The following is a 12,523-nucleotide window of genomic DNA, read 5'->3' as shown; positions in this document are numbered from 1 at the left end:
CGGCAGGGTACGGTTCGGTGCGCAACGCCGCAGGTACGTGTCAGTCGCCGGCCGGCGGAGGGCGCTCGCCCGCGGCCAGGAGCTGGTCCGCGAAATCCGCGAGGCTGGCATGGCGTTGCACGCCGGGCGGCCAGGGACGGCTGCCCTCGGGCGGATCGCCCACCGCATGGAGCCGTGCGCCGATGGCGGTCCCGGCCCACAGGTGCTCCGGGCAGTTGCCCACCACGAGGATCTCGCCGCCCTCCACGCCGTACCGCTCGCGGATCTGCTCCATCAGCCCCGGCGCCGGCTTGCGGCAGGCACACCCCTCGTCGGGCGCGTGGGGGCAGTAGAACACCGCCTCGATGCGGCCGCCGGCGGCGGCCAGCACCCGGTGCATGCGCGCGTGGATGGCATTGAGCGCCAGCACGTCGAAGAGGCCGCGGCCCAGGCCGGGCTGGTTGGTGGCCACGGCCAGGCGCCATCCCGCGTGGGTGAGGCGCGCCACGGCCTCGGGCACGCCCGGCATGGGCACCCATTCCTCTGGCATGGAGATGAATTCCTCGCCGGACGCATTGAGCGTGCCGTCGCGGTCGAGAATGGCGAGTTTCATGCGCGCGATTATGGAAGATGCGGCCCGCCGGGCGCTGTGCCGCCGGTCGGCGGCGCGTCCCAGCCGGTGACGTAGAGGCCGCCGAACCGCCCCCGTGCCCACCGCAGACGCACCACCTGCCCCGGTTTCCAGGCAGCGGCGGGGTCATCGGGCAAGGTGGCCTGCCTCAGCAGGGGGGCTGCATCGCCGCCGGTCTCCGGCTGCCAGCGCAGCATGACCTGCGTTCCGCCCGGTCCGCGCAGGCTGGCCGGCTGCGGCCGGCTGCCCGCCACGACCACGCCGGCATCCGGCAGGGGCTTCAGCAGCCTGGCGTCCCAGTGCCTCAGCGCCAGGGCCATGGCGCCTCCGGCGCAGGCCAGCACCCACGCACCGAGGGCGGCGTTCCGGGCGGCGGGCCGGCCCCATCGGCGCGCAGCCCAGCGCAGCAGCACCCCGGCGACGGCCACGGCCGCGGCCCCCATGCCGAGAAAGGCCAGGCCTGCGCCGGGCTCCCGCGTGCCGTCGAACGGCGCCAGCGCCCAGACGACCGGCCCGGGCCAGCGGTCGTCGTGCCATTGCAGCAGCCAGCGCAGCCCGACGAGCGCCGCGGGCGGCGTGAACAGCAGCCACGCGGTGCGGGTCGCGCCATCGGCAGCGCCGCGCACGGGCATGGCTGGCTCGACCATGCAGGCTCAGGCCACGGCCAGGCGGGAGAGATCGGCCACGCGGTTCATCGCCACGTGCAGGCTCTGCAGCAGGCCCTGGCGGTTCAGGCGCAGGTCCAGTTCCTCGGCGTTGACCATCACGTCGTCGAAGAACGCGTCCACGGGCGCGCGCAGCACGGCCAGGGTCTGCAGGCTGCCCGTGTAGTCGCCCGCGGCGAAGAGCGCGTCGGCCTCGGGCACGAAACGCTGCAGCGCCGCATACAGATCCTTTTCGGCCTGCTCGCGCAGCAGGTCGGGATTGACGTGCGCATCCACGTCGCCGGCCTTCTTGAGGATGTTGGTGACGCGCTTGTTGGCCGCGGCGAGCGCCGGGGCCTCGGGCAGCGCCGCGAAGGCACGCACGGCGGCCAGCTGCTTGCCGACGAGGGCGAGGCGCTGGGGGCGCAGGGCCAGGACGGCATCGACTTCCTGGGCGCTGTAGCCCTGCTCGCGCAGGCTGCCGGCGAGGCGGTCGTAGATGAAGTCGGCCAGCGGCGCGGTGGGGTCCTGGATCTTGTCCCCGAAGGCGGGCAATGCGCTGTGCAGCAGGGTTTCCAGGTCGAGCGGGAGTTCCTTCTCGACCAGCATGCGGATCACGCCCAGCGCGTGGCGGCGCAGCGCGAACGGGTCGCGGTCGCCCGTGGGCAGGTTGCCGATGCCGAACATGCCGACCAGGGTTTCGAGCTTGTCGGCCAGCGCCACCACCACGCCCACGTCGCCGCGCGGCAGCGTGTCGCCCGCGAAGCGGGGCTTGTAGTGGTCTTCGATGGCATCGGCCACTTCGGCGGGCAGGCCGTCGGCCTGGGCATAGTAGCGGCCCATGGTGCCCTGCAGTTCGGGGAATTCGCCCACCATGTCGGTGACGAGGTCGGCCTTGGCGAGTTGCGCGGCCTGGTCGGCCTGGCGGGCCAGTTCCACGTCGCCGATCTGCTGGGCGATGGCCCGGGCGATGGCGCGCACGCGCTCCACGCGCTCGCCCTGGGTGCCCAATTGGTTGTGGTACACCACCTTGGCCAGCGAGGCTACGCGGGATTCGAGCGTCTTCTTGCGGTCCTGGTCGAAGAAGAACTTGGCATCGGCCAGGCGCGGGCGGACCACGCGCTCGTTGCCGCCGACCACGGCGCTCGCGTCGTCGGGGCGGATGTTGCTCACCACGAGGAAGCGGTGCGTCAGACGGCCTTCGGCATCGAGCAGCGGGAAGTACTTCTGGTTGGCCTTCATCGTGAGGATGAGGCATTCCTGCGGCACGTCGAGGAACTGCTTCTCGAATTCGCACACCAGCACATTCGGGCGCTCGACCAGGGCCGTCACCTCGTCGAGCAGCGCGTCGTCCTGGATGGGGCGCACGCCGCCACCCACCTGCTCGGCAGCGGCCTGCAGCTGGCGGGCGATCTCGGCGCGGCGATCTGCGAAGGCGGCGATGACGGCGCCCTCCTCGGCCAGTTGCTGCGCGTAGGTGTCGGCGCTGCGGATGACCACCGGGTCCACGGCCGCCTCGAAGCGGTGGCCGTGGGTGGCATTGCCGGCCGTGAGGCCCAGCACCGAGACGGACAGCAGCACCTCGGTGCCATGCAGCGCCACGAGGCCGTGCGCGGGGCGCACGAAACTCACGCTGGTCCAGCCCGGCTGTTCGCAGCCCGAGGAGAGCTGGTAGCGCATCACCTTGGGAATGGGCAGTTTCGCCACGGATTCCTGCAGGGCCTTCTGCAGCCCTTCGGACAGGGTCGCGCCGCGCACGGTGCTGTCCAGGAACAGGGCCTCCGCCTTGCCGTCGGGCGCGCGGCGCAGGCCGGGCACGGCGGAAGCGTCGGCGCCCAGGGCGGCGAGCTTCTTGAGCAGCGCGGGCGTGGCATTGCCGGACGCGTCCAGGCCCACCGTGACGGGCATGAGCTTCTGAGAGACGGCCTTGTCGGCCGCCTGGGGCGCGACCTCGGTGATGTGGGCGGCCAGGCGCCGGGGCGAGGCATAGGCCGTCACGCGCGATGCGGCGGAGGCGAGGCCCTGGGCCTGCAGTTGCGCGAGCAGCACGCCGGCGAAGGCGTCGCCGAGCTTCTGCAGGGCCTTCGGGGGCAGCTCTTCGACGAACAGTTCAACGAGAAGATTCGGATGGGTCATGGTGGTGTCTCTCGGTCCGCGGTGCCGGCGCCCTCAGGCGGCGTCCTTCTTCTGCGATTGCTGCTGCTCGGCCTTGGCGATGTCGGCCAGCACTTCGTCGGCCCAGGCGCGGGGCGCCATGGGGAAGCCCAGGCGCGCGCGGCTGTCCAGGTAGCTGCGGGCCACGGCGCGCGCGAGGTTGCGGATGCGGCCGATGTAGGCGGCGCGCTCGGTCACGGAAATGGCGCCGCGCGCGTCCAGCAGGTTGAAGCTGTGCGCGGCCTTGAGCACCTGCTCGTAGGCGGGCAGCGCGAGCTGCTGGCCCATGAGGTACTGCGCCTGCTTCTCGTGCGCAGCGAAGGCGGTGAAGAGGAAGTCGGCGTCGGAATGCTCGAAGTTGTAGGTGGACTGCTCCACCTCGTTCTGGTGATAGACGTCGCCGTACTTGAGCGTATCGGTCCAGGCGAGGTTGTAGACGTTGTCCACGCCCTGCAGGTACATGGCCAGGCGCTCCAGGCCGTAGGTGATCTCGCCCGTGGCGGGCTTGCAGTCGATGCCGCCCACCTGCTGGAAATAGGTGAACTGCGTCACCTCCATGCCATTGAGCCAGACCTCCCACCCCAGGCCCCAGGCGCCGAGCGTGGGGTTCTCCCAGTCATCCTCGACAAAGCGGATGTCGTTCTTCTTCAGGTCGAAGCCCAGCGCCTCGAGCGAGCCCAGGTACAGCTCCAGGATGTTGTCCGGCGCGGGCTTGAGCACCACCTGGTACTGGTAGTAGTGCTGCAGGCGGTTCGGGTTCTCTCCGTAGCGGCCGTCCTTGGGCCGGCGGCTGGGCTGCACGTAGGCGGCCTTCCAGGGCTCCGGCCCCAGCGCGCGCAGGAAGGTCGCGGTGTGCGAGGTGCCCGCGCCCACTTCCATGTCGTAGGGCTGCAGGAGCGCGCAGCCCTGGGCGTCCCAGTACGACTGCAGCTTCAGGATGATTTGCTGGAAGGTCAACATGCGTGTGTGTCCTGGCGGCCGGGCGGCTGCAAGCCGTCTGCCCGGGCGCGCGGTCTTGGAGGATGGTCGCGCAGCGCGCGGAACCGGGGATTCTACGGGGCCGGGCTGCCGCGCCTCCACCCCGGCTGGCGCCGCATTCGCAAGCATGGATGGCGGTGCGCGCCGCAGGATGCCGGCGGCCCGGCATTTACAGCGAGAGGCCGTGCGGATATATTCCGCACAATGGAATCAATGCAGGCCAATCCCTGGTTTTCATCTGGATTCCTGCGCAGGCCGCGGTGCCCGCGCTGCCTTCCCCCCCATTCACAACGACTTTCCCGCCCCGAGGTGGTCACCCCGGGGCAGCCCCGACGATGACCGTGAAACGCACGGGCCTGCAGGCCCTGGCCATTGCAATGGCAGCCATCCCATTGGCCGCCGGCGCCTTCGATATCGCTCCCCACCACGTGGGCGACACCCTTCCCACCGAACAGGCCCGGGCCATGCTGGCACGCCATGCCGCCCGGCCGCCGCAGCCCTGGCGCGAGCCGGACGCCACCCGGCTTCCCCCGGGGCCGGAGGGGGACGCGGTCCGAGAGGGCATCGATCTCCTTCGCAACACCTCCTCGCGCGTCGGCCGGCTGGCGCCGGACGCCTCGAAGCGCCTGTCCTGGAACAGCCTGAACTGCGTGCATTGCCACCAGGCCGGCCCGTCGGGCCTGCCGGGCACCAAGCCCTATGCGCTGCCGCTCGTGAATGCCGTCAACGACTATCCGAAGTTCGACATCAAGTCCGGCAAGATCATCTCGCTGGAGCAGCGCGTCATCGGCATGTTCGGCGCCGGCAGCGTGCCCATCGGGCCGGATACGCCCGAGCTGCGGTCCATCATGGCCTATCTGCGCTGGCTGGCGCAGGGGACGGTGCCGCATTCCGCCATGGAGCGAACGGGGCTGCTGCCCATGCCGGCCGTCGCGCGGGCGGCCGACCCGCAGCGCGGCGCGCGGCTGTTCGCCTCGATGTGCAGCACCTGCCACGGCGTGGACGCCACCGGCCAGCGGCGCCCGGACTTCGCCCAGGGTGGCGGCTACCTGTTTCCGCCGATCGCCGGCACGGACACCTACGACAACGCGGGCCACATGTTCGCGGTGCCGCTGCTCGCGCGCTACATCCGCGCGTCGATGCCTTCGGGCACCTCCTACGAGCGGCCGCGGCTCACACCCGAGCAGGCGCTCGACATCGCCGCCTTCCTGAACGACGACGCCACGCCCCGCCTGCAGAACCCGAACCGGCTGCGCCTCTACCCGGACCCGGCCCTGCGACCGCAGGGCTTCGCGATCCCGGAGCATTTCCCCGGCCAGCCGCAGGCCTACCGCCGGGCGAAGTTCGGCCCGTTCCGCGACGTCAACGAGAACTACTGACCGTCCCAGCGCCGCAGCACCAGGCTGGCATTCGTGCCGCCGAAACCGAAGCTGTTGGACAGCGCGGTACGCAGCGGTGCCTCGCGCGTGGCGGCCGCCAGGGGCATGCCTTCCACGGCGGGGTCGGGCGTCTCGACATTGGCGGAGCCGGCGATGAAGCCCTTCTGCAGCATGATGAGGCAGTAGATCGCCTCCTGCACCCCGGTGGCGCCCAGCGAGTGGCCGGTGAGCGACTTGGTGGAGGAGAACGGCGGCACCGCGTCGCCGAAGACCGCGCGGATGGCGCGCAGTTCCGGCACGTCGCCCACGGGGGTGGAGGTTCCGTGGGTATTGATGTAGTCGATGGGCGCGTCCAGGCCCTCGATGGCCTGGCGCATGCACGCGATGGCACCGTCGCCCGAGGGCGCGACCATGTCGGCGCCGTCGGACGTGGCGCCGAACCCGATCACCTCGCCGAGGATGGTGGCGCCGCGCGCCTGGGCATGCTCCAGGCTTTCGAGCACCACGGCACCGCCGCCGCCCGACAGCACGAAGCCGTCGCGGTTCGCGTCGTAGGCGCGCGAGGCTTTCTCGGGCGTGTCGTTGTACTTGCTGGACATCGCGCCCATGGCGTCGAACAGCAGCCCCATGCCCCAGGTGACCTCTTCGCCGCCGCCGGCGAACATCACGTCCTGCATGCCCCAGGCGATCTGCTGGGCCGCCGCGCCGATGCAGTGCGCGGACGTGCTGCAGGCCGAGGTGATCGAATAGTTGATGCCCTTGATGCCGAAGTTCGTCGAGAGGCAGGCCGAGACGGTCGAGCTCATGCAGCGCGTGACCTGGTAGGGCCCCACGCGGCGGATGCCCTTGGAGCGCAGGATGTCGGCGGACTCGATCTGGTTCTCGGGCGAGCCTCCGCCCGAACCCATGATGAGGCCGGTGCGCGGGTGCGAGACCTGGTCCGGCGCCAGGCCCGACTGGGCAATGGCGTCTTCCAGGGCGATGTGGGCATAGGCCGCGGCATCGCCCATGAAGCGCAGCTGCTTGCGGTCGATGCGCGCTTCCAGGTCGATGTCGGGCACGCCAGCCACCTGGCTGCGCATGCCCAGTTCGGTGAACTTCGGCATGGCACGGATGCCCGGGCGGCTCTCGCGCAGCGAGGCCTCCACGGTGGCGAGGTCGTTGCCGATGCAGGAAACGATGCCCGCGCCGGTGATGACGACACGCTTTCTCATGCTCATGCCCCCGCCTCCTCCCGCGCCGGCGCAGCCGCCGCGGCGTCTTCCTTCTTGAACAGGCCCACGCGCAGATCGGAGGCCACATAGATTTCCTGGCCGTCGGCCAGCAGGCGCGCATCGCCGATCGCCATGACCAGCTTGCGCTTGATGACGCGCTTGATGTCGATCTCGTAGGTGACGAGCTTGACGTTGGGGCCCACCTCGCCGGTGAACTTGACCTCGCCCGCGCCCAGTGCGCGCCCCCGGCCCGGCAGTTGCAGCCAGGTCAGGTAGAAACCGATGAGCTGCCACATCGCGTCCAGGCCCAGGCAGCCCGGCATGACCGGGTCGCCCTGGAAGTGGCAGTCGAAGAACCAGAGATCCGGCCGCACGTCCAGTTCGGCGCGAATCTTCCCCAGCCCGTGCGCGCCGCCGTCGGCGTCGATGTGCGTGATGCGGTCGAACATCAGCATGGGCGGCAGCGGGAGTCGTCCGCTGTCAGGGGTGAACAGCCTGCCTTCGCCCGAGGCGATCAGTTGTTCATAGGAAAAGGATTCAGCCATTGTCAGTCGTGCTCCAGGTCGGCGCGCAGCGCCGCGTTTCGTGTGCGCGGCCCTTGCATCGCCGAGGGCCGCGGATGCGCATTATCCAGTCTGCGGCGTACGCGCCTACCGCACGGGGGCGACAGACCCCATGCGGGAATGCCGCACCCGCTTGACGCCGCGCAATAAAAAGGGCCGCGCACGGCGGCCCTTCGGGAGATCCGGCCCGGCGGCAGGCGTGCCGCCGGGCCGTGCGGCCGAGCCGCTCAGTATTGCCAGAAGATGCGCTGCAGTTCCTGGCTGGTCTGGGGCTTGGTCAGGGCGACGGCCGCCAGGATGCGGGCCTTCTGGGGGTTCAGGTCGTGCGCGACAACCCAGTCGTACTTGTCGTCGGGCTGCTCGGCGTTGCGCAGCACGAACCCGTCGGCCACGCGCGAGGAGCGCACGATCTGCACGCCCTTGCCGCGCAGCTCCTGCAGGGCAGGCACCACGCGGTCGGCCACGGAACCGTTGCCCATGCCGGCGTGGATCAGGGCTTTCACGCCCGAATTGCCCACGGCATCGATGGTCGAGCGCGGCACGTTGCCGTATCCATAGACGATGTCCACGGGCGCCAGGGTGGTGATGTCGTCGATGTTGAACTCCGACTGCATCGTGTGGCGCTTGACGGGGGCGCGGAACCAGTAGGTCTTGCCTTCCACCACCATGCCCAGCGGGCCCCACTGGCTGCGGAACGCCTGGGTCTTGATGTTGACGCCCTTGGTCACGTCGCGGCCGCTCTGGATCTCGTCGCTCATGGTCACCAGCACGCCCTTGCCGGCAGACTCCTTGCTGGCGGCCACCGAGACGGCCTCCAGCAGGTTCAGCGCGCCGTCCGCGGACAGGGCGGTGCCCGGGCGCATGGAACCGACGACGACGATGGGCTTGTTGGTGTGGACGACCAGGTTCAGGAAGTAGGCGGTCTCTTCCAGCGTGTCGGTGCCGTGCGTGATGACGATGCCGTCCACGTCGGATTGCTTGGACAGCGCGGAGACACGCTTGCCCAGCTGCAGCAGCTGGTCGTTGGTGAAGCTCTCGGAAGCGATCTGGAAGACCTGCTCGCCCTTCACGGCCGCCACGTTGGACAGCTCCGGCAGCCCTGCCAGCAGCTTGTCCACCGGCACCTTGGCCGCGGCATAGGAAGCGCTGTTGGCGACCGTGGCGCCTGCGCCTGCGATGGTGCCGCCGGTGGCCAGCACCACGACGTTGGGCTTGGCCGCCGGCTGCGTGGGGGCGGCGGACTGCGTCTGCGCACCGGCCACGAGGCCCCAGGCAGCGAAGGCGGCGCCGGCCAGCAGGCGCTTGATATTCATTTGCGGGAACATGACTCGTTCATCTCCTTGATTAATTGTTACAAGCCCGTGAAACGGGTGCAGTATGGTAGGAAGGCCACAACACGGCAGTGGGGAATAATCCAGGGCCGGGTGTGAATGGAATTCACACCCCCTCCGATCCGCCTCCCATGCCATGAATCTCCGGCAACTAGAAGTCTTCCAGGCCGTCATGCAGACCGGCAACATGAGCGCCGCCGCCCGACTCGTCAGCATCACCCCGTCCGCCGTCAGCAAGACCATCGCCCATGCCGAACTGCAGCTCGGCTATCCGCTGTTCAACCGCGTCCGCGGGGCCCTGGTGCCCACGCCCGAGGCGCAGGCGCTGTTCGCGGCATCGGCCCAGATCCACCGCCAGCTCGAAGAGCTGCGCCGTACCGCCGTCAACCTGCGCCAGCCCGAGGGCGGGCAGGTGCGCCTGGGCGCGATTCCCTCGGTCACGCACACCTTCCTGCCCACCGTGCTGGAACTGCATGCACGCGAATCCCCTCGCGTGAAGGTGGAGGTGCGCACGCTGCACCCCGACCAGATGGCCCAGGCGCTGCTGACACGGACGGTGGATTTCGCCCTGGGCTTCTATCCCCATCCGCATCCGCAGGTATGCAGCGCCATCCTGGTCAGCGGGCCGCTATCGATCGCGGTGGGCCGCGACATCTGGCAGCGGGCCGTGCGCCTGAGCCGCAACGACCCGATCTCGTTCCTGTCCAACACGCCGATGATCCAGTTGCTGGGCGACGATCCCATGCGCGGGCCCATGGCCGGACTGGCCCGGGACCTGGGGGGGCATACCGAGCTGGGCATCCAGGTGCAGACCTCGCAACTGGCAGTGGAGCTGGTGCGGCGCGGCCTCGGCTGGACGGTGGTGGATTTCCTCACGGCCGGCAACCTGGACCCGGCCACGGTAGTGGCGGTACCGCTGCGCCACCTCCCGCCCATTCCCCTGCATGCCTACCATGCCGAGCACCGCCCGCCGGACCGGCACGCGGCCCGGATGCTGGCACGGCTGCCGGGGCTGCTGCACGCGGTGCTGCGGGGCGCGCCCTCGGCGGAGCAGCCGGTGCCATCCGGCGGCTGATCCGGGGCGACGCCGGGCGCCGGCCGGCGGCCGTGGCCCCATGCCGTGGTATCAGCGTCCGCGGGAGCGCAGCGCGAACGCCGCGGCCACCACCAGCCCGCCCAGCAGCCACAGCGGCCACAATCCGGCCCGTGCCGCCCACCAGGCGAACGGGGTGGGCGGCCCGTCGCGCCCCTCCACCTCGCCGCGCAGGATGCCGCGCTGCACCGAGGGCAGGCGCGCGGCCACCACGCCGCGGTGGTCGATCAGCGCGGTGGCGCCGGTGTTGGTGGCGCGCACCATCGGCCGCTCGAATTCCAGCGCCCGCATGCGGCTGATCGCCAGGTGCTGGTCGATGGCCACGGAATCGCCGAACCAGGCGATGTTGCTCAGGTTGATGAACACCGTCGGGGCGGCGGCGCGGTCCGCGAAGCGCGCGGCCAGCTCCTCGCCGAACAGATCCTCGTAGCAGATGTTCGGCGCCAGGCGCTGCCCGGCCCAGGCGAAGGGCGCCTGGACCATCCCGCCCCGGTTGAAATCACCCAGCGGGATGTTCATCAGTTCGGTGAACCACCGGAAGAACGGTGGGACGAACTCCCCGAACGGCACGAGGTGGTGCTTGTCATATTGGTAGGGCGCCGTCCCGCCCGGCGCGTAACCGATGACGGAGTTCGTATAGCCCCGCTCCGGGTCGCCCAGCGGGATGCCGATCAGCGCGGCCCGGCCGCCCCGCGGGCCGCTGCGGGTGAAACGCTCCGCGATGGACTCCAGGTAGCCCGGCACCAGCTGCTGGGGCAACAGCGGGATGGCGGTCTCCGGCGCCACGACCAGAGCGGCATCCGCTTCGCGCAACGCATCGCCGTACCAGCGCAGGGCCATGGGCACGCCGCTGCCGGCCTGGAATTTCTCGTCCTGCGGGATATTGCCCTGCAACAGCGCCACGGACAGCAGGGAGGGGGCTGCGGCCACCGGCGTGCCGCAGCGATCCACCGCGCAGTGGCGCTGCGCGGCCAACCCCGCCCAGGCGCATGCCAGCGCCACGGCCGCGGCCCAGCACCGGGGACGGCGCAGATCGGCGATGCGCAACTGCACGGCCAGCATCGCCAGCAGGGCCGCCACGGCGCCGATGCCATACACCCCCACCCAGCGCGCGAGCACCCGCAAGGGCCCCTCGACGTGCGCATATCCGCCGGCGCCCCAGGGGAAGCCGGTCCACCACACGCCGCGCGCCAGTTCGGCCAGCAGCCAGAGCGCGGCGAAGGAGGCGGCCTGCCAGCCCCTGCGGCGCGGAAGGCGGTCGCGCAGATGCACGAACACCGCCGACGCGGCCGCGTAGTAACTGCCCAGGAAGGCTGCCAGCGCCAGCACCGCCAGTGCGGCCAGCGGCGCCGCCAGGCCGCCGTAGGTGTGCATGGAAATGAACAGCCACCAGAAGGTGCCCGCGAGCCAGGCCGTGGCGAAGGCGGCGCCGAGACCGGCCCCCTGCCCTGCCCCGCGCGCCCACAGCAGGACGCGCGCGAAGGCTGCCAGCGAGGCGAGCTGCAGCCACCAGAGCGGCTCGCCGCCCCAGGGCCAGGCGATGGAAGCCGCCTGCGCCAGCCCGGCCAGCACGGCTGCCGTCCACAGGAGCGCCGCGGGCGCGCGCGGGCGCCCGTTGCCATAGGCTTGCAGGAGCATGGTCAGCCGGCGTCCGGTTCGGCGCCCGGGGGCTGCGGCGACACCTTGAACCAGCGCACCGCGCCGCCCTTGGTGTGCAGCACGACGAAGCGCAGGCCGCCGAGGTCCAGCGATTCCCCGCGGCGCGGCGCATGGCCCAGCTCGTGCGCGATCAGGCCGCCGATGGTCTCGAACTCCTCGTCCTTGTCGGAGCCTTCGAGGGCGGGCAGGTCGAAGGCCTCGGCCACGCGCTCCACGGGCGTGTCGCCGCTCACGCGGTAGGTCCGGTCCGCCAGGGCGAAGATGTCGCCCTCGTCCTCGGGGATGTCGAATTCGTCCTCGATCTCGCCCACGATCTGCTCGAGCACGTCCTCGATGGTGACCAGCCCGGCCACCCGGCCGAACTCGTCGATCACCACCGCCATGTGGATGCGGTTGGCGCGGAACTCGCGCAGCAGGTCGTTCAGCCCCTTGCTCTCGGGCACGTACACCACGGAGCGCAGCAACGCCCGGAGGTTCAGCTCGGGCGCCCGCTGCAGCTTGAGCAGGTCCTTCGCCATGAGGATGCCGATGATGTTCTCGCGCTCCCCCTGGTACACCGGGAACCGCGAATGGGCGGTGTCGATCACCTGGTGCAGCAGCGCCTCGAACGGCTGGTCGATGTCGATCAGGTCCATGCGCGGCGCAGGCACCATCACGTCGCTGGCCGTCATCTCGGCCATGCGCAGGACGCGTTCGAGCATCACGCGCGCATCGGCATTGATGACGTCGTTGTCCTCCGCCTCGGCCAGGGTGGCGATCAGTTCATCCTTGGAATCGGGGCCGGGATGGATGAATTCGATGAGGCGCTGCAGGAACGTGCGCTTGTCTTCGCGGTCGGAGGGGCGCGCAGGGTGGGGGTCGGACACGGTCTCGGTGTGCAGGACGTGCGGTGGTTGTC

Annotated in this window: 11 protein-coding genes; 2 read left to right on the top strand and 9 right to left on the bottom strand. The window is 70.5% G+C overall.

The annotated features are described in order from the left end of the window. Positions 1–40 precede the first annotated feature (40 nt). The 4 genes from BLR99_RS00530 to glyQ are packed head-to-tail and all read right to left on the bottom strand — an operon-like array spanning position 41 to position 4,368. A complete protein-coding gene (locus BLR99_RS00530) occupies positions 41–592 on the bottom strand; it encodes a D-glycero-alpha-D-manno-heptose-1,7-bisphosphate 7-phosphatase (protein WP_011797190.1) in 552 nt (183 codons plus the stop codon). 8 nt (positions 593–600) lie between these two features. Continuing rightward, positions 601–1,257 carry a hypothetical protein gene (locus tag BLR99_RS00525; protein ID WP_048857660.1) on the bottom strand — a complete coding sequence of 219 codons (657 nt, stop codon included), beginning with the start codon at positions 1,255–1,257 and terminating at the stop codon, positions 601–603. A 6-nt stretch (positions 1,258–1,263) separates the two neighbouring features. Next, the gene (glyS, locus tag BLR99_RS00520; RefSeq protein ID WP_048857661.1) at positions 1,264–3,390 is read right to left on the bottom strand and encodes a glycine--tRNA ligase subunit beta; all 2,127 of its coding nucleotides are present in this window, start codon (positions 3,388–3,390) and stop codon (positions 1,264–1,266) included. 33 nt (positions 3,391–3,423) lie between these two features. Continuing rightward, a complete protein-coding gene (gene glyQ / locus BLR99_RS00515) occupies positions 3,424–4,368 on the bottom strand; it encodes a glycine--tRNA ligase subunit alpha (RefSeq protein WP_011797193.1) in 945 nt (314 codons plus the stop codon). Positions 4,369–4,721: 353 nt separating this feature from the next. Between glyQ and BLR99_RS00510 the strand changes: the two genes are divergently transcribed. Continuing rightward, the gene (locus BLR99_RS00510; RefSeq protein ID WP_017438676.1) at positions 4,722–5,765 is read left to right on the top strand and encodes a c-type cytochrome; all 1,044 of its coding nucleotides are present in this window, start codon (positions 4,722–4,724) and stop codon (positions 5,763–5,765) included. On the opposite strand, the gene fabB is transcribed toward BLR99_RS00510, so the two are convergent. The 3 genes from fabB to BLR99_RS00495 form a co-directional block, all read right to left on the bottom strand. After that, complete coding sequence (gene fabB, locus BLR99_RS00505) at positions 5,759–6,985, bottom strand: beta-ketoacyl-ACP synthase I (protein ID WP_017438675.1); 1,227 nt, start codon at positions 6,983–6,985, stop codon at positions 5,759–5,761. The two genes, BLR99_RS00510 and fabB, sit on opposite strands and share 7 nt — an antisense overlap. Beyond that, the gene (gene fabA, locus BLR99_RS00500) at positions 6,982–7,524 is read right to left on the bottom strand and encodes a 3-hydroxyacyl-[acyl-carrier-protein] dehydratase FabA (protein ID WP_011797196.1); all 543 of its coding nucleotides are present in this window, start codon (positions 7,522–7,524) and stop codon (positions 6,982–6,984) included. Before fabA ends, fabB begins: the two co-directional genes overlap by 4 nt. A gap of 245 nt (positions 7,525–7,769) precedes the next feature. Next, positions 7,770–8,867, bottom strand: a complete 1,098-nt coding sequence (locus BLR99_RS00495) for an asparaginase (RefSeq protein ID WP_011797197.1) — start codon at positions 8,865–8,867, stop codon at positions 7,770–7,772. Between the two features lie 142 nt (positions 8,868–9,009). Here BLR99_RS00495 and BLR99_RS00490 point away from each other — a divergent pair, with 142 nt between their 5' ends. Then, the gene (locus BLR99_RS00490; protein WP_048857662.1) at positions 9,010–9,948 is read left to right on the top strand and encodes a LysR family transcriptional regulator; all 939 of its coding nucleotides are present in this window, start codon (positions 9,010–9,012) and stop codon (positions 9,946–9,948) included. Between the two features lie 51 nt (positions 9,949–9,999). Here BLR99_RS00490 and lnt read toward each other — a convergent pair whose 3' ends face one another. Continuing rightward, entirely contained in the window at positions 10,000–11,604 is a 1,605-nt protein-coding gene (gene lnt, locus BLR99_RS00485) for an apolipoprotein N-acyltransferase (protein ID WP_048857663.1), read from the bottom strand. Positions 11,605–11,606: 2 nt separating this feature from the next. Continuing rightward, positions 11,607–12,491: a CorC family transporter gene (locus tag BLR99_RS00480; protein WP_011797200.1), complete on the bottom strand. Its 885-nt coding sequence runs from the start codon at positions 12,489–12,491 to the stop codon at positions 11,607–11,609. Positions 12,492–12,523: the final 32 nt, after the last annotated feature.

This window comes from Paracidovorax citrulli (assembly GCF_900100305.1).
Taxonomy (GTDB): Bacteria; Pseudomonadota; Gammaproteobacteria; order Burkholderiales; family Burkholderiaceae_C; genus Paracidovorax; species Paracidovorax citrulli.
The sequence above is the reverse complement of the archived record's forward strand: the minus strand, read 5'-3'. Positions and strand labels throughout refer to the sequence as shown.